Origin of the sequence: Allobosea sp., from assembly GCF_048595345.1 — a bacterium.
In the GTDB taxonomy this organism is placed as follows: domain Bacteria; phylum Pseudomonadota; class Alphaproteobacteria; order Rhizobiales; family Beijerinckiaceae; genus Allobosea.
In genome coordinates this window covers 1-23,881 of record NZ_JBMDWH010000064.1, presented here as the reverse complement: position 1 = coordinate 23,881, position 23,881 = coordinate 1, and the positions used below count along the sequence as shown (strand labels likewise).

Here is a 23,881-nt window from a genome sequence, read left to right as displayed (position 1 = left end):
GCAAGGACGGCGAAATGATCTGGCCGATAGGTAGGCGGCTTCGGCTGCGTTCTCAACTCGCCTCGGCGCCCCGTTTGGGGTAACTCGCTCCATCCGCCTTTTCAGCCGCGCCGTCGTCCCGGACGCAGCGAAGCGGAGATCCGGGATCCATGCCTGAACCGTTCCGGCATGGATCCCGGATCGGCGCGGCTTTCGCCGCTTGTCCGGGATGACGGCGTGGGGCTCTGCATGACCAGGAGACCCGCCATGCCGCAAACCTACGACGTCATCCTCAAGGGCGGCACGGTGGTGAACCAGGACGGGCGCGTGCAGCGCGATGTCGGCATCACCGGCGGCAGGATCATGGCGCTGGGCGATCTCTCCATGGCCTCGGCCGGGGAGGTGGTGGACTGCACCGGTCTCCACATCCTGCCCGGCGTCATCGACAGCCAGGTTCATTTCCGCGAGCCGGGGCTCGACCATAAGGAAGACCTCGAAACCGGCTCGCGCGCCGCGGCGCTGGGCGGCGTGACCTGCGTCTTCGAGATGCCGAACACCATCCCGCAGACGACGACTCCGGAGGCACTGGCCGACAAGGTCAAGCGGGGCCGTCACCGCATGCATTGCGACTTCGCCTTCTGGGTCGGCGGCACGCATGAGAATGCGGGCGATGTGGCGGAGTTGGAGCGGCTGCCGGGCGCGGCCGGCATCAAGGTGTTCATGGGCTCCTCGACCGGCGATCTGCTGGTGGAGGATGACAAAGGCGTCGCCGAGATCCTGAAGCGTACACGCCGCCGCGCGGCCTTCCACTCCGAAGACGAGATGATGCTGCGCGAGCGCATGAGTTTCCGCGTGGAGGGGGATCCGTCGAGCCATCCGGTCTGGCGCTCGCCCGAGGTGGCGCTGACCTGCACGAAGCGGCTGGTGCGCATCGCGCGCGAGACTGGCGCGCGCGTCCATATCCTGCACATCTCCACCGGTGAGGAGATGGAGTTCCTCAAGGATCACAAGGATGTCGCGACCGTCGAGGTGCTGCCCAACCATCTGACGCTGGTCGCGCCGGACTGCTATGAGCGGCTTGGTACCTATGCCCAGATGAACCCGCCGATCCGCGACGACAGCCACCGGCAGCGCATCTGGTGGGGCGTGGAGCAGGGTATCGTCGACGTGCTCGGCTCCGACCATGCGCCGCACACCCATGAGGAAAAGCACCATGCCTATCCGGCGAGCCATTCCGGCATGCCGGGTGTGCAGACGCTGGTGCCGGTGATGCTCGACCATGTGAATGCCGGCCGGCTTTCGCTGGAGCGCTTCGTCGATCTCTCCAGCGCCGGGCCGCAGCGCATCTTCGGGCTGGAGGGCAAGGGCCGGATCGCCGTCGGCTACGACGCTGATTTTACCATCGTCGATCTCAAGCGCCGCCACACCATCACGAATGACTGGATCGCCTCGCGCTGCGGCTGGACGCCCTATGACGGCGTCACCGTGACCGGCTGGCCGGTCGGCACCTTTGTGCGCGGCCTCAAGGTGATGTGGGAAGGCGAGTTGACCACCCCGTCGCAGGGCGAACCGGCGCGCTTCCTGGAGGCGCTGCCGCGGGGCTGAGCCGAAAGGGGCCAGCTTGCCAATCGCTGGAAGCCGAGCGCGTCATTCCGGGGCTGTGAAAAAGCGGCTCCGGGACTCGTCGCAGAGGCTCGCGCTTTCGACGGATCGCTGCGCGAGGACGGGCTAAAGGGACTTCGGGTCCAACCCTGCGGATTTCAGTGCCGCGTGCCGCTGGTGAACGCGCCGCAGCGCACCTTTTCCGGCAGGGCTTCGGTGAAGACGGCCGTCGCCTCTTCGCCATAGGTCTCGACCAGCGTGCGTAGCGCCGCGAACAGGGCGGCGTGGGCGAGGGCGTCGGAATCGAGACCGTCTTGCTGACCTTCGGCGAAGGCATCCTCGACATAGCCATAGGCCACGCGGCGAGCGTCGCCGATGTCCTCGGCGAGATTCGGGTCGAGCATCGCGTCGTCTGGCTGGATCGGCATCGAAACCTGTCTCTGCGGCCTTCTGTCTGATGCGAAACGCGCCGGAACTGATCCGGATCGCGACGCTTCGGTGACATCGGAAAGCTTAGGACGTGCCAGGCCGGCACGCCAGCGCGGTGTTTAAGAAAGGTTAACGCAGCCGGCCAAATGCGGTTCAATCGTGCAGTCGGGCCACAGCTGTTGCCTATCCGCCATAGCGGCCGGCAAGCGCCTTCGCCAATTGGTCGCCCTGCACGGCCAGCCGGGCCGCCGCTTCCCGGCTGCCCTCCGAGCACTGGCGGTGCAAGGGGGCATAGGCCTTGAAGCCGCGATTATAGGCCGCTGTCAGACGGTTCCGGCGCTGGGCCGTCCGCCCTTCCGCCTCCACCAGCGCCGTCATCCGCTCGCTCCAGGCGCGCGCATCGGGAGCGCCGCAGAGCGTGCGCAGATAGGCGAGGGAGCCGATGACCTCGGCCAGCTGCAGCAATTGCGGCTCATAGGCCGGGCCTTCCGGCTCAGGCGCAGGGGCCTCGACCGGCTTCGGGGCCGGGACCGGTTTCGGTTGAGCCGCCGCCGCCAAGGGCGCGATCAGGGCGAGCGCCGCAAGGAGGCGAAGGCCTACGGTCACGGGGCAGCCGCTCCGCTGAAAAGTCCATGCGCCCGGCGCAGCACGTCGCCGAGCTCGCGCGTGGTGGCAAGGCCACCCAGCTTCAGCGGATCGGCCCACATCACGGCACCCGCCTCCGGGCCGGGTTTCGGCTCGCCGGAGAGCCACTGGCCGACGAAGGAGGCGACAACGAAGTGATGCGTCACCGCACCCGACGGATCGCGCCCGAAGATCTCGACATGGCGGTTGAAGGCAAGGATGCGAGCGTTCACGCCGACCTCTTCCTTCAGCTCGCGCAGCGCCGCTTCCTCAAGCGTCTCGCCGGCCTCAACCTTGCCGCCGGGCAGAGACCAGAGCTGGTCGGCCGGCGGCTTGGTGCGCGTCGCCAGCAGGACCTTGCCGTCCCGGAAGACGGCGATGGAGGCCGCCAGAACGGGCCTGGCCGCGGCCTTGCCCGCCGCGGGAAAGCGGATGATCTGGCCGCCGCCGGCGCTCATCTTGCTCGCGCGCCGCTCAAACGTGCTGCCCGCCATTGATGTGCAGCTCCGAGCCGGTGACGTAGCTCGAGGCGTCGGTGCAGAGGAAGTAGATCGCCTTGGCGACCTCGTCGGTCTTGCCAAGCCGCCCCAGTGGCAAGGTGGCGACGATCTTCTCCGTGCCCGGCGAGAGGATCGCGGTGTCGATTTCGCCGGGCGAGATCGCGTTGACGCGAATGCCGAACGGGCCGAAATCGGCGGCCATCTCGCGGGTCAGGCTCGCCAGCGCCGCCTTGGAGGTGGCGTAGGCCGCGCCGGCGAAGGGATGGACCCGCGAGCCCGCGATCGAGGTGACGTTGACGATCGCGCCCTTGGCCGCGGTGAGCTCGTCAAGCAGGCCGCGCGCCAGCATGATCGGCGCGAAGAAATTGACCTGGAACACCTTGTGCCAGTCGTTGAAGGAGGTGGTCGCCGCGCCCAGTCGGCCGCCGTCGCGCCCCTTGGGCGAGATGCCGGCATTGTTGACCAGCGCATGCAGCTTGCCACCCTCGACCTGCAGCCGCTTCTTGATCTCGGCGATGCCGCGCATCGTGTCCTCCGGATCGCCGAGATCGATCTGGACATGATCGTCGGCGCCCGAGGGCCATGGGCATTTGTCCGAGAAGGCCTGGCGCGAGCAGGACAGGATGCGCCAGCCTGCCATGGCGAACTGCATCACCGTCGCATGGCCGATGCCGCGGCTGGCGCCGGTCAGCAGCATGACCGGGCGCTGGCCGGGCTCCGTCTTGGGGAAATCGAACTTGGGCATCGCCATGGGTTGAGTGTTCCCTCAAGGATAGAAGCGGGTTTTCGTCCAGGCGGCATCCGCCGAATCGCGGCGGAACACGACACGATCATGCAGGCGGAAGGCGCCGTCCTTCCAGAATTCGATCTGAACCGGCGTGATGCGGAAACCGCACCAATAGGGCGGGCGCGGGATCTCGCCCACGCCGAATTTCAGCGCATAGCTCGCCACGGCCTTTTCGAGCGCGAAGCGGCTTTCCAGTGGTCGCGACTGCTGCGAGGCCCAGGCGCCGATGCGACTGTCGCGCGGGCGGGACTGGAAATAGGCGTCCGATTCGGCCTCGCTCACCAGCGCGACCGTGCCGCGGATGCGCACCTGGCGTCGCAGGCTCTTCCAGTGGAACAGCAGCGCGGCCTTGGGCTGGCCGAGCAGTTCGCGCCCCTTCTGGCTTTCCGTGTTGGTATAGAACACGAACCCGTCCGGGCCATGGCCCTTGAGGAGCACCATGCGGCTGTTCGGCAGCCCGTCGGCGTCGACCGTCGAGAGCGCCATGCCGTTGGGGTCGTTGGGCTCGGACCTGGTCGCTTCGTCGAGCCAGTCCTGAAACAGCGCGAAAGGCTCTTCGGCTTGCGTAAAGTCACCGCTCGTTAACCGTTCCACGTTCTATTCCTTTGGAGGGACAAGGGGCAGGGCGAGCGGGTGGTGATCCGGGTCTGGACGGCTGGGTTATATAGGGCAGTGCGAGGGGGGCGCCAAAGCCTTCCTGCGCGCGTGCCGGCCATGCGCCCACATGCCGCGCTGCTCGCCGCGCTCATCGGCCTGTCGGCCGCCGGCTGCTCCGTCTCGTTCCCGATCATCGGGCTCTCCGGCAAGAGCGAGGACGAGGTTGCGACGACAGCCTCGCTGCCTGCGCGCGGACCGCAGAAATCGGTCGGGCTGGCGGCGATGACGAGCGAACTCGGCCCGGAGGATCTGCGCCGCGCCGATGGTGCGATGGGGCTCGCGCTCGATCCCCAGGGCAATGGCGCCGCCGTCTCCTGGGACAATCCGCAAAGCGGGATCAAGGGCTCCTTCGTGCCGGTCGGCGGGCCGTTCCTGCGCTCGGACGAGATCTGCCGCGCCTTCGTCGCGCATGTGCAGACCCAGACCAAGCCGCTGAAGCTCCAGGGCACCGCCTGCCGCCCTTCCGGCGGCGACTGGGCGGTGAAGGATATGGACGCCTGGAAGGGCCTCGGCTGACGCCCATTCTGTAAATCCGTGAAGGCCGGCTGCGACGACGGCCTTGCTGCGCTTCGGTGCTCACGGACCGATGTCCGCTCCGCTCCGATGCTCGCAAGACCACCGTCTCGCTTCGCCTTGACGAATTTCCAGAACGGGCGTTCCGCGCTTGTTCGATCTGGGCAAAATCAGGTGTTGCGTTGCGGCCACACCGTCCCCAGATAGGATGCGAACGGATGGTCGGAAGCGCGACCGTCCCGATATCGTATGGAAACGAGGTTCTTTCGGATGCGCGACCCATATCAGGTCCTGGGCGTCGCCCGCGGCGCCAACGATGCCGACATCAAGAAGGCCTTTCGCAAGCGCGCTAAGGAGTTGCATCCCGACGCCAACCGCGACGACCCCAAGGCGCAGGACCGCTTCTCCGAACTGAACTCCGCCTATGAGATTCTGGGCGACGAGACCAAGCGCAAACAGTTCGACCGCGGCGAGATCGACGCCGAGGGCAAGCCGCGCTTCCAGGGCTTCGAAGGCATGGGGGGCATGGGCGGCCGGGGCGGGCGCGCCGGCGGCTTCGAGTTCAATTTCGGCCAGGGCGGCGGTTCGCCCTTCGGGCGTGCCGGCGGCGGCGAGGCGGGCTTCGACCCCTCCGACATCTTCTCCTCGCTGTTCGGGGAGCAGGCGCGGCGCCAGCGCGGCCGGCCCGAGCCGCAGAAGCCGGCCGAGCAGAGCTTCACGCTGGAGGTGACGCTCGCCGAGGCAGCGGGCGGGGCGACGCGGCGCGTCAAGCTGCCGGGCGGCCGCGAGGTCGAGGTCACCATTCCCGAGGGCGTCGGCGACGGCAAGGTCATGCGCCTGCGCGGACTCGGTCAGCCCGATCCCTTCTCTGGCGAGAGCGGCGACGTGCTGATGACGATCAAGGTCAAGGCCGATCCGCGCTTCACCGTCGACGGCAAGGATTTGCGCACGCGCGTGGCGGTGCCGCTGGCGCGGGCGGTGCTGGGCGGGCCGCTCCATGTGCCGACGCTGACCGGCGCGGTCGAGATGACGATTCCGCCGCTCACCGGCACGACCAAGCAGTTCCGCCTGCGCGGCAAGGGGCTGAAGGGCGAGAAGGGCGCGGTGGGGGATCTCTTCGTCGCGATCGACATCGAGATGCCGGCCAGCGATGCCGAGCTGACGGCGCTGATGAAGACGCGCGCCGAATCCTGAACCCGCCGCTTCGCCGCGCGGCGAGCCCATGACGCAACCGTGGAGACCTCTTTCGAAAGCGGTTCCCGTTTTCCCGCGTCTGTTCTAAGACACCCCCTCAATCGTTGTTCCGCGGGTTCCCCATGGCTGATTCCTCCGTTCCTTCGCCGACTGCCAACCTCCTCAAGGGCAAGCGCGGGCTCGTGATGGGCGTCGCCAACAACCGGTCCATTGCCTGGGGCATCGCCAAGGCGGCGGCGGATGCGGGGGCGGAGTTGGCTTTCACCTATCAGGGCGACGCGCTCAAGAAGCGCGTCGAGCCTCTGGCCAAGCAGCTCGGCGGTCATCTCGTCGGGCATTGCGACGTCACCGATGCTGCGACGATCGACGCCGTCTTCGCCGAAGTCGAAAAGCTCTGGGGCAAGCTGGATTTCGTCGTCCACTGCATCGCCTTCTCCGACAAGGACGAGTTGACCGGGCGCTATGTCGATACGACCGAGGCGAATTTCACCAAGTCGCTGCTGATCTCGGCCTATTCCTTCACGGCGGTCGCACAGCGGGCCGAGAAGCTGATGAGCGATGGCGGCTCGCTGCTGACGCTGACCTATTACGGCGCCGAGAAATGGATGCCGCATTACAACGTCATGGGCGTGGCGAAGGCTGCGCTGGAGACCAGCGTTCAGTACCTCGCCGCCGATCTCGGCCCCGACAAGATCCGCGTCAACGCCATTTCGGCCGGGCCGATCAAGACGCTGGCCGCCTCGGGCATCGGCGATTTCCGCTACATCCTGAAGTGGAACGAATACAACTCGCCGCTGCGCCGGACGGTGACGATCGAGGAGGTCGGCGAGACGGCCGTGTTCCTCGTCTCCGATATGTCCCGCGGCATCACCGGCGAGGTGCTCCATGTCGATGCCGGGTACCATGTCGTCGGCATGAAGGTGCCGACTGCGCCGGACATCACGCTCGACAAGGGCGAGTGATCAGGCGGCTAGCAACGCACCGACGCGTGCCGTCGCTTCGGTGTCGAGCCTGACGCCCTCGTCTGCGAGCGCGGCCATGTGCTGCGCCACGCTTCGCTCTCCAATGACCCGGTCCCTGTCGATCTCGGCCAGCGGCGCCAGCACGAAAGCGCGCTCGGCGATGCGCGGATGCGGGATCTGCAGGCCATCCCGATCGATGGCGCCCTGTCCGTAGAACAGGATGTCGATGTCGAGCGTGCGCGGGCCCCAGCGCTCGCGGCGCTCGCGCTTGGCCTCCCGCTCCAGGGATTGGCAAAAAGCGAGCAAATCCTCGGGCGACAGGGTGGTCTCGATCGCCGCCGCCATGTTCAGGAACTCGGGCTGGTCGGTCTTGCCCCAGGGCGCCGTGCGCCAGACCGAGGAGAGGCGGCCCAGCGTCACCTGGGGATGCGCGCGCAGGCTGCGCAATGCGCCGGCGAAGGCTTCGACGGGGTCCCCGAGATTGCCGCCGAAGGCGAGCACAGCCTCAGTCGCCACGGGCAAAGCTCATGCGGATGCCCGTGGCGCCGAGGATGGCCGGAATAGGCGGCGCCGGTTTGCGCAGGCTGATCGCGATGCGCGTGACCGCCGGGAAGGCGACGAACAGCGTATCGGCCACGGCCTTGGCCGCTGCTTCAAGCAACTGGAAGCGGCGGCCCGTGAAGGCCTCGCTGACGATGGCGACGGCGCGGCCTTAATCGACCGTGTCCGCGAGGTCGTCGCTGAGGGCGGCGCGGCGCAGATCGGCGTCGAGAACGAGGTCGATCAGGAAGCGCTGCCCGAGGCGTTCCTCTTCGGCGAAGACGCCGTGATAGGCGTAGATGTCGAGATTTTCGATGAGGATCTGGCCGGTTTCGCTCATCAGAACACCTGTGTCTCGTCGGCAATGGCGCGCCAGACCTTCAGCGCATCGACATGCGGCGCCACATCATGGGCGCGGATGATGGCCGCGCCACGGCTCGCGCCGTAGAGGTGAGCCGACAGGCTCGCCGCCAGGCGCTCCGCCGGCACGGCCCGGCCGGTGACCTTGCCGAGCGTCGATTTGCGGGAGGCCCCGAGCAAGATGGGGCAGCCGAGCACGGCGAGCCGGCCGAGCCGGTCGATCAAATCGAGATTCTGGCGTGGCGTCTTGCCGAAGCCGATGCCGGGATCGACCACGATCTGCCCGTCCGGCACCCCCGCGGCGCGGGCGATCGCGATCGAGCGCTCGAGGAAGCGGAGCACCTCGTCGACAATGTCGAGCGAAGCGTCGATGGCGTCACGATTATGCATCAGGATGATCGGCGCCCCGGCCTGCGCCGCCACCGCGGCGATGCGCGGATCGCGCTGGGCGCCCCAGACATCGTTGACGATGCCGGCTCCGGTGGAGAGCGCCGCCTCGGCAACCTCGGATTTCCAGCTGTCGATCGAGATCGGGACGTCGCTCTTCGCCTGCAGCCCCGCGATCACCGGCAGAACGCGCGCGCGTTCCGTATCGGCATCGATCAGCGCGTGACCGGGCCTGGTGGATTCGCCGCCGATATCGACGATGCCGGCGCCCTCCGCCGCGAGCCCCAGGCCATGCGCCACGGCGGTCTGCCCATCGGCGAGCAGACCGCCATCGGAGAACGAGTCCGGCGTGACATTGACGATGCCCATCACGAGCGGCGGATCGAGCGGCAGGATGCGGCCGTCGGGCAGTGTGAGGGCAGGGGGCATCGAGGACGTCTTGTCGTTCAAGGGGAGCGCGCCGCTGCTTCTAGCCGAAAGCGTTGCCGATCGGCCACCCGGTCGCGCCGAATGCGCGCCGTGCCGTCAGGGCTTTTGACGCCGGGGGCGCCGATGTGCAGAACCGGGGCATGCTTGCGCTCACGCTTCCGCACCGGCTGATCCTCGTCCGCCATGGCGAGACCGACTGGAATCGCGAGGGCCGGCTTCAGGGCGGGCAGGACATTCCGCTGAACGAGCTCGGCCGGCAGCAGGCGGCGGAGGCGGCGGGGCGGCTGAAGGCGCTGGCGCCCGACTTCGCCGGGCTGGATTATCTCTGCTCGCCGATGCAGCGGGCGCGCGAGACCATGGACATCCTGCGCCGCGAACTCGCCCAGCCGGCCGGCGGCTATCGCTTCGACGAGCGGCTGAAGGAGCTGACCTTCGGCAGCTGGGAAGGCTTCACCTGGCGCGACATCCGCAAGGCGGAGCGCGAGCAGGCAGGCCTGCGCGAGCGCGACAAATGGGGTTTCGTGCCGCCGGGCGGCGAAAGCTACCGCATGCTGGCCGAGCGGGTGCGGCCGGTGCTCGAAGGGCTCGGCCGCGAGACCGTGATCGTCAGCCATGGCGGCGTCGCGCGCGCCGTGCTGGCGCTGGTCGGGGCCGTGTCTCCCCAAAAGGCCTCGATGGTCGAGATCTGGCAGGGAAAGCTCCTCGTCGTCGAGGGCGGGAAGGCCGAATGGATGTGAGACGGCGGCTTCGCCGTATTCATGCCGGGTTCACGGGCAATAGGCCAGTGCACGATGCCGGCCGGGTCGTCGCGGCGGTCGATCGCCCGGCATGGCAGGAGGTCGATCGGGCATCGCGTCCCGATGCGACGCTAGCGGTTCTTTTAGAGGGTGCGTGCCAGGAACAGGCGGCGCCCGCGGACTGTTGTCTGCGGGGGACACCAGCGGGTCCGGGGCGCAGCGGGGCACGATGAACGATATGACCAAGCCGTCGGCGGCGGCTGATGCTTCCGTCGTCCATCCTCTGGGTATGCTCGCAGGCGAAAAGCGCCCTGATCTCGTTCGCGACGAGGTTCTCGCGGAGATCTTCGCGACCAGCGCCGAGACGCGGCCAGACCATGCGGCGCTCGTCGCGCCCGGCCGGTCGCTGAGCTATGCGCAGGTCTGGGCCGAGGCGGGTCGCCAGGCGCGCGGGCTGCAGCTCGCCGGCGTCGGGCCGGGCGACATGGTCGGACTGTGGATGCCTCGCGGCATCGATCTGCTCGTGGCGCAGATTGCCATCACGCGCGCGGGTGCGGCCTGGGTGCCTTTCGACGCCGAGGCGCCGGTCGAGCGTATCGCGACCTGCCTCGCCGATGCGGCGGCCAAAGGCATCGTCACGTCAGCCGATTGGGTTTCGCGGGCCGAGGGCACCGAGCGCACGGTCTGGACGCCGGCGGGTCTGGCGGCGGGCTTTGACGGCACCGAGCCGGCTGCGCGCGCGGCAGGGCTGACCAAGGACCATCCGGCCTATCTGATCTACACCTCCGGCTCGACGGGCACGCCGAAGGCGATCGTCATCAGCCACCGCAACATCTGCCATTTCCTGCGGTCCGGAAACGCCTTCTACGGCATCGGTGCAGACGACATCGTCTTCCAGGGCGCGTCCGTCGCCTTCGATCTGTCGATGGAGGAGATCTGGACGCCTTATCTCGTCGGCGCGACGCTGTTCGTCGCCTCGCCCGAAATGATGGGCGATGCCGAGAAGCTGCCGGCGATCCTGACCGAGGCGGGCGTCACCGTGATCGACACCGTGCCGACGCTGCTCGGCATCCTGCCGTCCGACGTGCCCTCGCTGAAGCTGATCCTGCTCGGCGGCGAGGCGCTGCCGCCCGCCATCGTGCAGAAATGGTCGCGACCGGGCCGGCGCATCCTGAACACCTATGGCCCGACAGAGGCGACCGTGGTCGCGACGGCGGCCGAGGTGGTGCCGGGCGAAGTGGTGACGATCGGCAAGCCGATCCCGAACTACACGGCCTATGTCGTGGGCGAGGATCTGCGGCTCGTGCAGCCGGGCGAGCAGGGCGAATTGCTGATTGGCGGCCCGGGCGTCGCCAAGGGCTATCACGGCCGCCCGGAGCTAACGGCCGAGAAATTCATCGCCAACCCGTTCGGTAGCGTGGCGGGCGGGGACGATCCTATCCTCTACCGCTCGGGCGACGCGGTCAGCCTCGATGCCGCCGGCAACATCGTCTTCCATGGCCGCATCGACGACCAGATCAAGATCCGGGGCTTCCGCGTGGAACTCGGCGAGATCGAATCGAAGCTCGCCGACGAGCCGGGCGTCGCCCAGGCGGCGGTGGTGCTGCGCTCTGATGACGGCATCGAGCGGCTCGTCGCCTTCCTCGTGCCGGAGCCCGGCGTCGGCGTCGACGGGCCGGCGCTGCGCGTCTCTCTGCGCGACAAGCTGCCGCCCTATATGGTTCCGGCGCATTTCGAGGCGGTCGGCTCGCTGCCGCGCATGGTGTCCGGCAAGGTCGACCGCAAGATGCTGAAGGCGGCGCCGCTGACGGCGCCGAGCTCCGACGGCGAGCAGGAGCCGCCGCGCAACGCCACCGAGGCCGCTCTGCTGGAGGCGGCCAAGCGCGTGCTGGGCGCGTCCAGCCTGCCGCTGGAAGCCGATTTCTTCATGGATCTCGGCGGCCATTCGCTGTTGGCGGCGCGCTTCATCTCGATCGTGCGTGAAACTCCCGCCTATGCCGGCATCACGCTGCAGGATGTCTATGGCGCGCGTACGCTGCGGGCGATGGCCGCATTGCTGGACGAGCGAGGGGCTGCCGCGGCCGAGGATCTGTCCTTCACGCCGCCGCCCTTCATGCGCCGCTTCCTATGCGGCCTCGCCCAGGCGGTGGCGCTGCCGGTGATCATCGGCCTGTCGACGGCGCAGTGGCTCGGCGTGTTCGTGACCTATATGATCATGTCGGGCGAGGATCTCTCGCTCGGCGGCCAGATCGCGGCGCTGCTCGGCGTTTATGTGCTGATCATCCTCGCCACCGGCTTCATCGCTATCGCCCTGAAGTGGATCGTGCTGGGGCGCACGAAGCCCGGCGTCTATCCGCTCTGGGGCGTCTATTATTTCCGCTGGTGGTTCGCGGCGCGCGTCGCCGGCCTCGTCCATATCAAATGGCTGCAGGGCACGCCGGTGATGCGGTTCTACTGGCGCCTGCTCGGCGCCAAGGTGGGGCGCGACGTCATTCTCTCCGATTACGAGGCCGGCGCGATCGACCTCATCGAGATCGGCGACGGAGCGAGCTTCGGCACCAAGACGACCTTCGCCAATGGCGAGGCGATCGGCGACAAGCTCGTTCTCGGCCGCATCAGCATCGGCAAGGACGTGTCGGCCGGCGCCTCGGTGGTATTCGGCCATGGCTCGGTGATCGGCGACAATGCCGAGATCGGCGATCTGACCTCGATCGCGCCGGGCACCCATGTCGGAGAGGCCGAGATCTGGGACGGCTCGCCCGGCCGCAAGATCGGCACCGTCGATCTCGCCACGCTGCCGGCGCGCGCCGAGGCTTCGGCCGGCCGCAGGGCGCTGCTTACCGCCTATTATGTGCTGGCGCTGATCGTGCTGCCGCCGGTGAGCCTGCTGCCGATCTTCCCGGCCTTCTGGCTGTTCGACAAGATCGACAACTGGATCGCGACCTGGACCGATCTGAGCTATCTCTGGTTCCTGCCGATCCTGACCTGGCCGACCGCGATCGGGCTCATCGCCTTCACGGTCATCCTGATGGCGGGGCTGCGTTGGGCGATCCTGCCGCGCGTCACCACCGGCTCGTATTCGATCCATTCGGGCTTCTATGCCCGCAAATGGACCGTGTCGCTGGCGACCGAGGTGACGCTGGAGACGCTCTCCTCGCTGTTCGCGACCATCTATATGCGGGCCTGGTACCGGCTGATGGGCGCGCGCATCGGGCGCGGGGCCGAGATCTCGACCAACCTCTCCGGGCGCTATGACGTGACCGGCATCGGAGCGGGCAACTTCATCGCCGACGAGGTCGTGTTCGGCGATGAGGAGATGCGCCGCGGCTATATGCGGCTCGACCAGACGCGCACGGGCGAGCAGGTCTTCATCGGCAACGACGCGGTGGTGCCGCCGGGCTCGGTCATTCCCGACCGGGTGCTGATCGGCATCAAGTCCAAGCCGCCGGCCAATGACCGGATGCAGCCGGGCGACACCTGGTTCGGCTCGCCGCCGATCAAGCTGCCGACGCGCCAGAAGGTCGATCTCGGGGCCGACTGGACCTACAAGCCCTCCATGCTGAAGCAGGTCGGGCGCGGCATCTTCGAGGCGCTGCACACCTCCTTCCCCTCGATGCTGTTCATCACCTTCGGCACCATCGCCGTCGATCTCGTGCTGCAGCAGCGGATCAACGAGGGGGATTGGCTCGGCCTCGTTCTGTCCTTCATGGGCGTGGCGATGCTGATCGCCATCGTGCAGGCGCTGATCTGCGCGGCCGTGAAATGGCTGATGATGGGCGTCTACAAGCCCGTGATGAAGCCGATGTGGTCCTGGTGGGCGATGCGCACCGAGGCCGTGGCGGTGATGTATTGGGGCCTGGGCGGCAAAGTGCTGTTCGACTATCTGCGCGGCACGCCGTTCCTGCCCTGGTTCCTGATGCTGTTCGGCGCGAAATACGGCAAGGGCGTCTGGCTGGACTCCACCGACATCACCGAGTTCGACTGCATCCGTGTCGGCGATTTCTGCACCGTCAACGCCCATTCGGCGCTGCAGACCCATCTCTACGAGGACCGGGTGATGAAGGTCGGCCGGGTTAAGCTCGGCAAGGGCGTCTGCGTCGGTGCCGGCGCGACCGTGCTGTACGACACCCATGTCGGCGACTATGCCCAGATCGGCCAACTCACCGTCATCATGAAGGGCGAGAACCTGCCGGCGCATACGCGCTGGGAGGGCGCGCCGGCGGTGCCCGCGAAGGCGGCGGCCGGGCACTGATCCGGCTGCAAGCGGCCGAAAGCCTCACCGATCGCATCGCGCCATTGCATTCCGGGGCTGTCGCCTTAATTATGACTACTGTAGTCATGTGGAGACGGCGATGCGGGAGATACAGCTCAGGGATGCGAAGGCGACCTTGTCCGCAGTGGTGGATCAAGCCGTGAGCGGGATCCCATCGGTCATCACCCGCCATGGGCGCAAGGATGCCGTCATCCTGTCCTTCGAAGAGTATCAGCGACTCGCACGCGTTCCGAGCTTCGGGCGCCTGCTGGCTGCTTTCCCGGGTGAGGCGGACGACCTCCCGCAGCGGAGCGGAAAGCCGTTTCGCCCCGTCGATCTGTGATGTTTCTGCTCGACACCAATGTGATCTCGGCGCTGGTTCCATCGAAACGGTCGACGCATGAGGCACTCGCCGCGTGGCTGGACCGCGCGAGCCCTCATCTGTTCCTCTCGGTTGTGACCGCCAGCGAGGTCGTGGCAGGAATAGCAAAGGCCGAGCGCGATGGCGCAACGGCAAAAATGCGCGCGCTTGGCGATTGGTGGGAGGCCGTCGAGCATTTCTACGGATCGCGGGTGCTGCCGTTCGATCTGCGGTGTGCCCATTTCGCCGGCCGCATGCTCGACCATGGACGCGCGCATCAGCCGGGCTTCGAAGATATCGCCATCGCTGCGACGGCGCAGGCCTATGGATTGACCGTAATGACGCGAAATCTCCGGCATTTCCTGCCTTTGGGCGTTTCGGCATGCGATCCGTTTCAGGGACTGCCCCCGTTTCCGGAAACCGAGTAAGAAGCCTGCGATTCAGCCCATCAGGTCTCCATGTCCCATAATTCCTTCGGCCATCTCTTCCGCGTCACCACCTTCGGCGAGAGCCATGGCCCGGCCATCGGCTGCGTGGTGGATGGCTGCCCGCCGCTGATTCCGTTGACGGAAGCCGATATCCAGGGCGATCTCGACCGGCGCCGCCCGGGGCAGTCGCGCTTCACCACGCAGCGGCAGGAGCCGGACCAGGTGCGGATCGTCTCGGGCGTGTTCGCCCGCGAGAGCGACGGCGTGCAGGTGACGACCGGCACCTCGATCGGCCTTCTGATCGACAATGTCGATCAGCGCTCCAAGGATTACTCCGAGATCAAGGACAAGTATCGGCCGGGCCACGCCGATTACACCTATGACGTGAAGTACGGCATTCGCGACTATCGGGGCGGCGGGCGTTCCTCGGCGCGCGAGACCGCGATGCGGGTGGCGGCGGGAGCGATTGCCCGCAAAATCGTGCCCGGCATGATCGTGCGTGGCGCGCTGGTGCAGATGGGGCCGCACAAGATCGACCGGGCGAATTGGGATTGGGAGGAGGTCGGACGCAACCCCTTCTTCTGCCCCGATCCTCAGGCCGCCGAGCGCTTCGCCGATTATCTCGACGGTATCCGCAAATCGGGTTCCTCGATCGGGGCCGTGCTGGAGATCGTGGCGGAGGGGGTGCCGGCGGGGCTCGGCGCGCCGATCTACGGCAAGCTGGATTCCGAGATCGTGGCGGCGCTGATGAGCATCAATGCGGTGAAAGGCGTCGAGATCGGCGACGGATTCGCTTCGGCCGAGCTCTCGGGCGAGGAGAATGCCGACGAGATGCGCGCCGGCAATGACGGGCGCCCGCTTTTCCTCTCCAACCATGCCGGTGGCGTGCTCGGCGGAATTTCGACCGGCCAGCCGATCGTGGCGCGCTTCGCGGTGAAGCCGACCTCGTCGATCCTGGCGACACGGGCGACCGTGACGCGGACGGGCGGCGAGGCGGAGATGTTTACCAAGGGCCGGCACGACCCGTGTGTCGGTATTCGCGCCGTGCCGGTCGGCGAGGCGATGGTCGCCTGCGTGCTGGCGGATCATTACCTGCGTCACCGCGCGCAGGTCGGGGGCGCAGAGCCGCGCTGGCCGTTCGAGCAGTGAGAAACCGTCATGGCGAGCGCAGCGAAGCAATCCAGGGTGGTCACGACCCAGTCCTCCGGGATTGCTTCATCGCTTCGCTCCTCGAAATGACGGGCGGGGCGGCTCAGGCCGGCGAAACATGCATTTCAGCAATACTGAAAATGCGCTGATCATTCATTGCGAATGAAGCATTGTCATATTAGCTTGCCGGCATGAAGCTCGATGCCTTTCTCCGGCAGCACAAGATCGCGCGCAGCGCCTTCGCCAAGCAGGTCGGCCTGTCGCCGGCCAGCGTGACGGCGCTGTGCAACGATCAGTCCGCCTGGATCTCCCGGGAAAGCGCCGAGCGCATCGCCGCCGCCACAGGCGGGGCGGTCACGCCCAATGATTTCCTCGGCCTGTCGGGGCCGCGCGAGGTTGCCATGCCCAACACTGTCACCGAAACCATCGAGGCCTTCGCCCGCGGCGAGATCGTCATCGTCACCGATGACGACGATCGCGAGAACGAGGGCGATCTCATCGTCGCCGCCTCGCTCTGCACGCCGGAGAAGATGGCCTTCATCATCCGAAACACTTGCGGGATCGTCTGTGCGCCGCTCACCGGCGCCGAGGCGCGGCGCCTGCGGCTGGACCCGATGGTGTCGTCGAACGACGCGCCGCTCGGCACCGCCTTCACCATCACCGTCGACGTCAAGCACGGGCTGACCACCGGCATCTCCGCCGAGCAGCGCTGCAACACGGTGCGCGCGCTCGCCAACGGCAATATGGGCGCGACGGACTTCGTGCGGCCCGGCCATGTCTTCCCGCTGATCGCCAAGGATGGGGGCGTGCTGATGCGCTCGGGCCATACCGAGGCGGCGGTCGATCTGTGCAAGCTCGCCGAGCTGCCGCCGGTCGGCGTCATCTGCGAGCTCGCCAATGACGACGGCACGGTGATGAAGGGCCCGCAGATCACCGCCTTCGCTGAGAAACACGGCCTCAAGCAGATCACGGTCGCCGATCTCATCGCCTATCGTCAGTCGCGCGAGAAGCTGGTGGAGCGGGTCCATTCCTTCCCGGTCAAGACCGCCTTCGGCGAGATGACCGGCCATGTGTATGTCACGCCCTTCGACGACACCCAGCATTTCGCCTTCGTGATGGGTAAGATCGGCGACGGCGCCAAGATGCCCGCACGCTTTCACCGCGCAGACGTCGTCTCCGACGTGCTTGGGGGAGCCGGTTCGATTCAATGCGTGCTGAAGCGCTTCCAGGAGGAGGGGCGCGGCGTGCTGGTCTATCTGCGCGACGGTAGCGCCGGCGTTCCGATCAAGGCCGTCGACGAGACCGATTCCGATACGGTCCGCACCCGGCAATGGCGTGAGGTCGGTCTGGGCGCGCAGATCCTGCGCGATCTGGGTGTCGGCTCGATTGTCAATCTCGCCTCTTCGACGCGCTCCTATGTCGGATTGAGCGGCTTCGGCATCCAGATCGTCGATACGCAGCCGCTCGAGTGAGCGAGAGCATCGGATCGAAAAGTGGGATGCACTTTTCGGAAATTCGATGCTCCAGCATGATCTCAGGGCATCGTGACCGTCCGCCAGGACGCAAGGTCTCGCGCTCGCATCGTCACCCTCCCATCAGCGCGGCGACATGGGTGGTGGTGGAGAGCGTCAGCGCCTGGAGGTCGTAGCCTCCTTCCAGCACCGAGACGAGGCGGCCGCCGCAGCGCCTGTCCGCGATCTCCATCAGCCTCTGCGTCGCCCAGCCGAAATCGGCCTCACGCAGGTTGATGTCGGCGAGCGGATCGCGCCAATGCGCGTCGAAGCCGGCGGAGATGATGACGAGATCGGGCCTGAACGCCTCGACCCTCGGCAGGATCGCAAGGTCGAACGCTTCCCGGAAGGCGTCGGATCCGTCACCGGGGCTGAGCGCGACATTGACGATATTGTCCTGCGTGCCGCGCTCTGATGGCTCGCCCGTCCCGGGATAGAGCGGCATCTCGTGGGTCGAGGCGTAGAGCACGCTGCCATCGTCCCAGAAGATGTCCTGCGTGCCATTGCCATGATGGACGTCCCAATCGACGATCGCGACACGCTGCGCGCCATGCGCCTGCTGCGCATGGCGGGCGGCGATGGCGGCCTGATTGAAGAAGCAGAAGCCCATGGCCCGCTCGCGCTCGGCATGGTGTCCCGGCGGGCGCATGGCGGCGAAGGCGTTGCGGGCGCGGCCGGCCATGACCTCGTCCACGGCCAGCACCGCGCCGCCGACGCCGCGCCGCGCCGCCTCCACCGTGCCCGGCGACATCACCGTGTCGGCATCGAGCGCCACAAGGCCCTCTTGCGGCCCCGCCTTCAGGATCCGCTCGACATGGGCCGGGGGATGGCACAGCGCGATCCGCTCCAGCGACGCTTCCGGAGCTTCCAGCCGAACCAGTCCCGCGAAGGGCTCGGCCTCCAGCGCGCGCTCGACCGCCCGGAGCCGGTCGGGCCGTTCGGGGTGCCCGTCCGGGGTAACATGCCGGAGCCCGGCGGGATGGGTGATGAAAAGGGTCGTCACGCCTGCGCCATCCCGTCTGCCCGAGGCCCGAACGATTCGAACGTGGCGTGATTGCCACGCTGCCGCAGGGATCGGCCGCCGCTGCCGGAACAGGATTGCACCATGGCGGGTTGCGGCCTAGTGCTGCGCCGCAGCCACGCGCGCCCCATGTTGCGTCTCGGCGCCCTGCTACGAAGCGTTAACCGTCGATTCATCATAAAGGCTGCCTTCGGGTCGCGCTGGTGGAAGCTATGAAGAAGACCGTTTTCGTCGCTCTCGCGCTTTCTGCGCTGCTGGGAGCCTGCCAGTACAAGAGCGTCGCCGCTCCCGAGCTTTCGGCCCGCGACGCCGAATATATCGCCCTGGTGCCGAAGTTCGACACCTATCTGCCCTACCTGCCTTATGAGATCGCCGACCCGACCGGCCAGCCCCCTGGCACGATCTACGTCGATACCAAGGCGAAGTTCCTCTACCTCGTGCTGCCGAACAAGAAGGCCATCCGCTATGGCGTGGCGACCGGCGAAGAGGCCTTCGGCTGGACGGGCGAGGCTGTCGTGCAGCGCAAGGCCGAGTGGCCGCGCTGGACCCCGCCGGCGGAGATGGTCAAGCGCTGGCCGCATCTGAAGCCGGTCGCGGGCGGTCTCAATGGCGGGCCGGACAACCCGCTCGGCGCCCGCGCGCTTTATCTCTACCAGAACGGCCACGACACGCTGTATCGCATCCACGGCACCAACGAGCCGGAGACGATCGGCCGCGGCGCCTCTTCGGGCTGCATCCGCATGCGCAATATCGACGTGATCGACCTCTACAACCGCGTTCCCGCGGGCGCGAAGGTCATCGTCGTCTGAGCAGCTCGGGCATCGGCATTTTCTGAAGGTGGAATCCAACTCTCGGACAATCCGGCGCCCCGGGAATGTTTGAGAGCATGGCGAGTTTTGCGGATCACTCCGTCATCCCAGAGCGGCGCCGCTGAAGCGGCTTGTCGGGATGCCGGTCCGATTCCGTGCGAAACGCTTTAGAGCATCGTGATCGCATCCGTTCGGACGCGCGGCAGTGTCACGCAACAAAGAAAAAGGCCGGCGGAGCAGATCCGCCGGCCAGTTGATTGGGGTCTCGAAGGGAGGCTACCTGCGCCCGGCATCGACGCTCCGCCGGCGCCGGTCGCTCAACATCCCGCCTGTCAACGCGCCGCCGGTTCGATCGGTTCCGTGGCCCGCTTCAAGGCCCGGTTCGTCGAACCGCCGTTGGGTCGCGCGCCGCAGCGGGCCATCCAAAAGCTGTCTCGTCATCCTGTCTCGTGCCGGCTCGTTCTGCCGGCCTTGAGGATATGGCCCGGTCATCGAGACGCCTTCGCGGCGGGATCGTGATCTTGCGATGGCGGAAAGGGCCCGAAATGCGGCGGTTCGCCATCATCGCAAACGAAAAAGCCGGGCACTGTGCCCGGCTTCGCGATCCGTCGCCGGCTTGGCTCAGGCGGCGAGCAGGCCTTCGGCCTTGACCCAGTCCAGCGTCTTGTTCAGCGCCCGCTCGGCCCGATCGAACATCTCCTCGATCTCGGCTTCCTTGATGATAAGCGGCGGGCAGAAGGCGAGGCGGTCGCCCATATTGCGGGTGATCAGCCCTTCCTGAAGAGCGAAGGCGGTCGCCTTGGCGCCGACGCCCTTCTTCACCTCGAAGGAGGCCTTGGTCTTTTTGTCGCGCACCAGTTCCGCGCCGCCGATCAACCCGACGCCGCGCGCCTCGCCGACGAGCGGATGCTCGGCGAGCTTTTCCAGACGGCGCAGGAAGGTCGGCGAGACCGCCTTCACATGATCGACGATCCTGTCGCGCTGGAAGATCTCCAGAGTCTTGACCGCCACGGCGCAGCCGACCGGGTGGCCGGCATAGGTGTTGCCATGGCCGAAGGTTCCGATCTTGCGGCTCTGGTCGACCAGCACGTCATAGATCCGGTCGGTCATCATCACGGCGCTGAGCGGGAAATAGGCCGAGGTGATCTGCTTGGCGCAGGACATCGAATCCGCCGCCATGCCGTAGGTGCCGGTGCCGAACATCTAGCCGGTGCGGCCGAAGCCAGTGATGACCTCGTCCGAGATGACGAGGAGGTCGTATTTGGCGAGGACGGCGTTGATCTTCTCGATATTACCCTCCGGCGGGGTGATCGCGCCGCCGGCGCCCATCACCGGCTCGGCGATGAAGGCGGCCACCGTGTCGGGGCCCTCCCGCTGGATCATCTCGTCGAGCTCGGCGGCGAGGCGGCTGGAGAAATCCTGCTCGCTCTCGCCAGGCTCGGCGAAGCGATAATGATGCGGGCAGGAGGTGTGCAGGATGCCGGGCAGCGGCAGGTCGAAGTCGATGTGGTTATTGGGCAGGCCGGTCAGCGAGGCGGAGGCGACGGTGACGCCGTGATAGCCCTTCAGCCGCGAGATGATCTTCTTCTTCTGCGGGCGTCCGAGCGCGTTGTTGAGATACCAGACGATCTTGACCTGGGTGTCGTTGGCGTCCGAGCCGGAGGCACCATAGAAGACCTTCGACACCGGGATCGGCGCGATCTCCTTCAGTTTCTCGGCGAGTTCGATCGCCGGGTCGTGGCTGCGGCCGCCGAAGATGTGCTGGAAGGGCAGCTTCTTCATCTGCTCATAGGCAGCCTCGATCAGCTCCTCGTTGGAAAAGCCGAGAGCGGTACACCAGAGCCCAGCCATGCCCTCGATATACTCGCGGCCGGTGGAATCCGTGACATGGATGCCCTTGCCGCTCTCCAGCACGAGAGGGCCGTTCTCGCGGTGGGTCGCGAGGTTCGTATAAGGATGGACGAGGGTTTCGATATCCCTCACGGCAAGGTTGGACAACATGGTGGGCTCCCCGTCCCGGTGAATATCCTTGCCACCTTACACCAATCTGACCGCAAATGTTGAGCGGAATTGATGCGGGGCAGCCCGCATCCTGACGCAGGTCGGAGGCGCCGCACAGGTCCTGTGCCGCCAGACGATCGAAGAGCCTTGCTCGGTCAGGGGGCGTCGATCGCGCGGGCGAGATCGCGCCAGAGCACGATGAGCCGGTCCAACTCGGCGAGATCGGCGCCGCCGAGCCGGCCCAGCGTGCTGGCGACGAAGTCGCGCTGGATCGCCAGCCCGGCCTCGGCGAGGCGGCGCCCCTCCTCGGTCAGGTGCATGGCATAGGAGCGGCGGTCCCCGGCGATGGCGCGGCGCTCCACGAGGCCCGCCTGGACGAGCCGGTCGACGAGGCCCGAGACATTGCCCTTGGTGACGTAGAGCCGCTCGGCCAGTTCGCTCTGGCTGATGCCCTCCCGTTCGGTCAGCGTCGAGAGCAGGTCGAATTGCGGGATCGAGAGGCCGATCGCGCGGATGCGCGCGGCCATCTGCACCAACATGCGCTGATGCAGCCGCATCACCCGGAACCAGACGCGATCAGGGTCCGATGCGGCGTGCGACGCGGGCGTGGATGCGGACAAGCGAGCGTTCCAGGGCGAATGACAGATCACAGCTAAACCATTCCGGGCGCGGAGGCGAGCCTGCCGAATGTCGGCTTTCCTTTCTCGCGCAAGCCCTCCTATCCTTCGCAAAACAGAACAGCACGGGAGGAACGATCATGCTCGGCCTGATGCAGGACTGGCCGCTTCTGCTCCACCGCATCATCGACCATGCCGCCATCCAGCATGGCGAGCGCGAGGTGGTGACGCGCGCGGTCGAGGATGGCGTGCCGAGGCGGCGGCCCTACCGAGCGATCCGCGAGCGGGCGCTGCGGGCGGCCAAGCGACTGACGATGGAGGGGATCGGCATCGGCGACCGCGTCGCCACACTGGCCTGGAACAGCGACCGCCACCTCGAGCTCTGGTATGCGATCAGCGGTATCGGCGCGATCACCCACACCGTCAATCCGCGGCTGTTCCCGGAGCAGATCGCCTGGATCGTGAACCATGCCGAGGATCGGCTGCTCTTCCTCGATCTGACCTTCGTCCCGCTGGTGGAATCACTGCAGGACAAGCTGCCGAGCATTGAGCGCTATGTGGTCCTGACCGATGCCGCGCATCTGCCGCAGACGCGGCTGAAGGGCGCCGTCGCCTATGAGGACTGGCTGGCCGAGGCGGATGGCGATTTCGCCTGGGCCCGGCTCGACGAGAACACGGCGGCGGGCCTCTGCTACACCTCCGGCACGACGGGCGGACCCAAGGGCGTTCTGTATTCGCATCGCTCCAACGTCCTCCACGCGCTGGCCTGCGCCGCGCCCGATTTCATGGGGCTGTCGTCACGCGATACGGTGATGCCGGTGGTGCCGCTCTTCCATGCCAACAGCTGGTCGCTGGCCTATTCGGCGCCCATGACCGGGGCCAAGCTGGTGATGCCGGGCGCGAGACTCGACGGCGCTTCGCTGCACGAACTGCTCGAAGGCGAGGGCGTGACCATGACCGCCGCCGTGCCGACGGTCTGGCTCGGCCTGCTGCAGCATCTGGAAAAGACCGGTGCCGGGCTCTCGACGCTGAAGCGTGTCGTGATCGGCGGCTCGGCCTGCCCGCGGGCCATGACAGAGGCCTTCGAGAGCCGCTATGGCGTGACCGTCGCCCATGCCTGGGGCATGACCGAGATGAGCCCGCTCGGCTCCTTCTGTTCGCTGAAGCCCGATCAGGCACGGCTGACGGGGGAGGCGCTCTACGACCTGAAGGTCAAGCAGGGCCATCCGCCCTTCACCGTCGAGTTCAAGCTCACCGACGATGGCGGCAGGAAGCTGCCGTGGGACGGAAAGACCTTCGGACGGCTCAAGGTGCGGGGGCCGGCCGTGGCTGGCGCCTATTACCGGCGAGCCGAGGAGCAAATCCTCGACGCGGAGGGCTTCTTCGACACCGGCGACGTCGCGACCATCGACGCGGCGGGATACATGCAGATCACCGACCGGTCCAAGGACGTGATCAAATCGGGCGGGGAGTGGATCTCGTCGATCGACCTTGAAAACCTCGCCATCGGCCACCCCGATGTCGCAGAGGCGGCGGTGATCGGCATCACCCATCCCAAATGGGACGAGCGGCCGCTCCTGATCGTGGTTCCCAAGGAGGGCAGGCGGCCCTCGAAGGACGAACTTCTTGCCTATATGCAGGGCAAGATCGCGAAATGGTGGCTGCCGGACGATGTCGTGCTCGTCGACGCCATCCCCCATACCGCGACCGGCAAGATCCAGAAGACGGCGCTGCGCACGATGTTCAAGGATTATCGCCTGCCGGAATAAGCGGCCTATGCTCCAGCCCTATCCTGGAGCATCGTAACCGCCTCCGTTGGGAGGCGCGACGGCCTGAAACGCGAACGGCGCCCCGGAGGGCGCCGTGGATCTCGATCTCGAGCGGGTTTTGCTCAGAACTCCTCCCAGCCGTCGTCCTGGCGGCTGGCCGCAGCCTTGCGCGGGGCAGGGGCGGCCTTGGTCTGGGCGAAGGCGGCCTCGGCGAGCTGGCGCAGGCGTTCGGGCTCGCTGTCGCCCGCCGCGACATGGCCGGC

General features: G+C 67.0%; 21 protein-coding genes and 2 pseudogenes. 12 read left to right on the top strand and 11 right to left on the bottom strand.

All coding sequences use genetic code 11. The features are described from left to right. The first annotated feature begins 246 nt into the window (after nt 1–246). A complete protein-coding gene (locus ACOJTB_RS07525) occupies nt 247–1,584 on the top strand; it encodes a dihydroorotase (protein WP_420101905.1) in 1,338 nt (445 codons plus the stop codon). A gap of 155 nt (nt 1,585–1,739) precedes the next feature. Here ACOJTB_RS07525 and ACOJTB_RS07520 read toward each other — a convergent pair whose 3' ends face one another. From ACOJTB_RS07520 to pdxH, 5 genes are all read right to left on the bottom strand, one after another. Continuing rightward, nucleotides 1,740–2,009, bottom strand: a complete 270-nt coding sequence (locus ACOJTB_RS07520) for a hypothetical protein (protein WP_420101904.1) — start codon at nt 2,007–2,009, stop codon at nt 1,740–1,742. A 184-nt stretch (nt 2,010–2,193) separates the two neighbouring features. After that, entirely contained in the window at nt 2,194–2,616 is a 423-nt protein-coding gene (locus tag ACOJTB_RS07515) for a TIGR02301 family protein (protein WP_420101903.1), read from the bottom strand. After that, nucleotides 2,613–3,128 (bottom strand): NUDIX hydrolase, encoded by a 516-nt coding sequence (locus tag ACOJTB_RS07510; RefSeq protein WP_420101902.1) that lies wholly within the window; start codon nt 3,126–3,128, stop codon nt 2,613–2,615. Before ACOJTB_RS07510 ends, ACOJTB_RS07515 begins: the two co-directional genes overlap by 4 nt. After that, on the bottom strand, nt 3,109–3,885 hold the full coding sequence (locus ACOJTB_RS07505) for an SDR family NAD(P)-dependent oxidoreductase (RefSeq protein ID WP_420101901.1): 777 nt from the start codon (nt 3,883–3,885) through the stop codon (nt 3,109–3,111). The genes ACOJTB_RS07510 and ACOJTB_RS07505 overlap by 20 nt, the downstream gene beginning before the upstream one ends. A 15-nt stretch (nt 3,886–3,900) precedes the next feature. Beyond that, nucleotides 3,901–4,515, bottom strand: coding sequence for a pyridoxamine 5'-phosphate oxidase (pdxH, locus tag ACOJTB_RS07500; protein ID WP_420101900.1), 615 nt, complete (start codon nt 4,513–4,515; stop codon nt 3,901–3,903). A gap of 120 nt (nt 4,516–4,635) precedes the next feature. On the opposite strand from pdxH, the gene ACOJTB_RS07495 reads away from it, so the two are divergent. The 3 genes from ACOJTB_RS07495 to fabI all read left to right on the top strand — a co-directional run bounded on the left by ACOJTB_RS07495 (nt 4,636) and on the right by fabI (nt 7,247). Further along, a complete protein-coding gene (locus ACOJTB_RS07495) occupies nt 4,636–5,094 on the top strand; it encodes an RT0821/Lpp0805 family surface protein (protein ID WP_420101899.1) in 459 nt (152 codons plus the stop codon). Nucleotides 5,095–5,361: 267 nt separating this feature from the next. Further along, complete coding sequence (locus tag ACOJTB_RS07490; RefSeq protein WP_420101898.1) at nt 5,362–6,285, top strand: DnaJ C-terminal domain-containing protein; 924 nt, start codon at nt 5,362–5,364, stop codon at nt 6,283–6,285. A gap of 122 nt (nt 6,286–6,407) precedes the next feature. After that, nucleotides 6,408–7,247, top strand: a complete 840-nt coding sequence (fabI, locus tag ACOJTB_RS07485) for an enoyl-ACP reductase FabI (protein ID WP_420101897.1) — start codon at nt 6,408–6,410, stop codon at nt 7,245–7,247. On the opposite strand, the gene folK is transcribed toward fabI, so the two are convergent. The 3 genes and pseudogenes from folK to folP all read right to left on the bottom strand — a co-directional run bounded on the left by folK (nt 7,248) and on the right by folP (nt 8,963). Beyond that, nucleotides 7,248–7,763, bottom strand: coding sequence for a 2-amino-4-hydroxy-6-hydroxymethyldihydropteridine diphosphokinase (gene folK, locus ACOJTB_RS07480; protein ID WP_420101896.1), 516 nt, complete (start codon nt 7,761–7,763; stop codon nt 7,248–7,250). Next, nucleotides 7,753–8,127 (bottom strand): annotated as a pseudogene (gene folB / locus ACOJTB_RS07475) (dihydroneopterin aldolase). The gene folK and the pseudogene folB overlap by 11 nt, the downstream one beginning before the upstream one ends. Further along, nucleotides 8,127–8,963, bottom strand: a complete 837-nt coding sequence (folP, locus tag ACOJTB_RS07470) for a dihydropteroate synthase (RefSeq protein ID WP_420101895.1) — start codon at nt 8,961–8,963, stop codon at nt 8,127–8,129. Before folP ends, folB begins: the two are co-directional and overlap by 1 nt. A gap of 140 nt (nt 8,964–9,103) precedes the next feature. Here folP and ACOJTB_RS07465 point away from each other — a divergent pair, with 140 nt between their 5' ends. From ACOJTB_RS07465 to ribB, 6 genes are all read left to right on the top strand, one after another. After that, the gene (locus ACOJTB_RS07465) at nt 9,104–9,700 is read left to right on the top strand and encodes a histidine phosphatase family protein (RefSeq protein WP_420101894.1); all 597 of its coding nucleotides are present in this window, start codon (nt 9,104–9,106) and stop codon (nt 9,698–9,700) included. Nucleotides 9,701–9,929: 229 nt separating this feature from the next. Beyond that, on the top strand, nt 9,930–13,952 hold the full coding sequence (locus ACOJTB_RS07460; RefSeq protein WP_420101893.1) for a Pls/PosA family non-ribosomal peptide synthetase: 4,023 nt from the start codon (nt 9,930–9,932) through the stop codon (nt 13,950–13,952). 100 nt (nt 13,953–14,052) lie between these two features. Continuing rightward, nucleotides 14,053–14,295 (top strand): type II toxin-antitoxin system Phd/YefM family antitoxin, encoded by a 243-nt coding sequence (locus ACOJTB_RS07455; RefSeq protein ID WP_420101915.1) that lies wholly within the window; start codon nt 14,053–14,055, stop codon nt 14,293–14,295. Continuing rightward, nucleotides 14,295–14,741 carry a type II toxin-antitoxin system VapC family toxin gene (locus ACOJTB_RS07450; RefSeq protein WP_420101892.1) on the top strand — a complete coding sequence of 149 codons (447 nt, stop codon included), beginning with the start codon at nt 14,295–14,297 and terminating at the stop codon, nt 14,739–14,741. The genes ACOJTB_RS07455 and ACOJTB_RS07450 overlap by 1 nt, the downstream gene beginning before the upstream one ends. Before the next feature lie 30 nt (nt 14,742–14,771). Next, the gene (aroC, locus tag ACOJTB_RS07445; RefSeq protein WP_420101891.1) at nt 14,772–15,890 is read left to right on the top strand and encodes a chorismate synthase; all 1,119 of its coding nucleotides are present in this window, start codon (nt 14,772–14,774) and stop codon (nt 15,888–15,890) included. 191 nt (nt 15,891–16,081) lie between these two features. Further along, complete coding sequence (gene ribB, locus ACOJTB_RS07440) at nt 16,082–17,362, top strand: 3,4-dihydroxy-2-butanone-4-phosphate synthase (protein WP_420101890.1); 1,281 nt, start codon at nt 16,082–16,084, stop codon at nt 17,360–17,362. Between the two features lie 112 nt (nt 17,363–17,474). Here ribB and ACOJTB_RS07435 read toward each other — a convergent pair whose 3' ends face one another. Next, nucleotides 17,475–18,404: a histone deacetylase family protein gene (locus ACOJTB_RS07435; protein WP_420101889.1), complete on the bottom strand. Its 930-nt coding sequence runs from the start codon at nt 18,402–18,404 to the stop codon at nt 17,475–17,477. A gap of 230 nt (nt 18,405–18,634) precedes the next feature. On the opposite strand from ACOJTB_RS07435, the gene ACOJTB_RS07430 reads away from it, so the two are divergent. Further along, the gene (locus ACOJTB_RS07430) at nt 18,635–19,231 is read left to right on the top strand and encodes a L,D-transpeptidase (RefSeq protein ID WP_420101888.1); all 597 of its coding nucleotides are present in this window, start codon (nt 18,635–18,637) and stop codon (nt 19,229–19,231) included. A gap of 621 nt (nt 19,232–19,852) precedes the next feature. Here ACOJTB_RS07430 and ACOJTB_RS07425 read toward each other — a convergent pair. Then, nucleotides 19,853–21,232 (bottom strand): annotated as a pseudogene (locus tag ACOJTB_RS07425) (aspartate aminotransferase family protein). 155 nt (nt 21,233–21,387) lie between these two features. Continuing rightward, nucleotides 21,388–21,789 (bottom strand): MarR family winged helix-turn-helix transcriptional regulator, encoded by a 402-nt coding sequence (locus ACOJTB_RS07420; RefSeq protein WP_420101914.1) that lies wholly within the window; start codon nt 21,787–21,789, stop codon nt 21,388–21,390. Between the two features lie 200 nt (nt 21,790–21,989). Here ACOJTB_RS07420 and ACOJTB_RS07415 point away from each other — a divergent pair, with 200 nt between their 5' ends. Next, nucleotides 21,990–23,618, top strand: a complete 1,629-nt coding sequence (locus tag ACOJTB_RS07415; protein ID WP_420101887.1) for a long-chain-fatty-acid--CoA ligase — start codon at nt 21,990–21,992, stop codon at nt 23,616–23,618. The last annotated feature ends 263 nt before the right edge of the window (nt 23,619–23,881 follow it).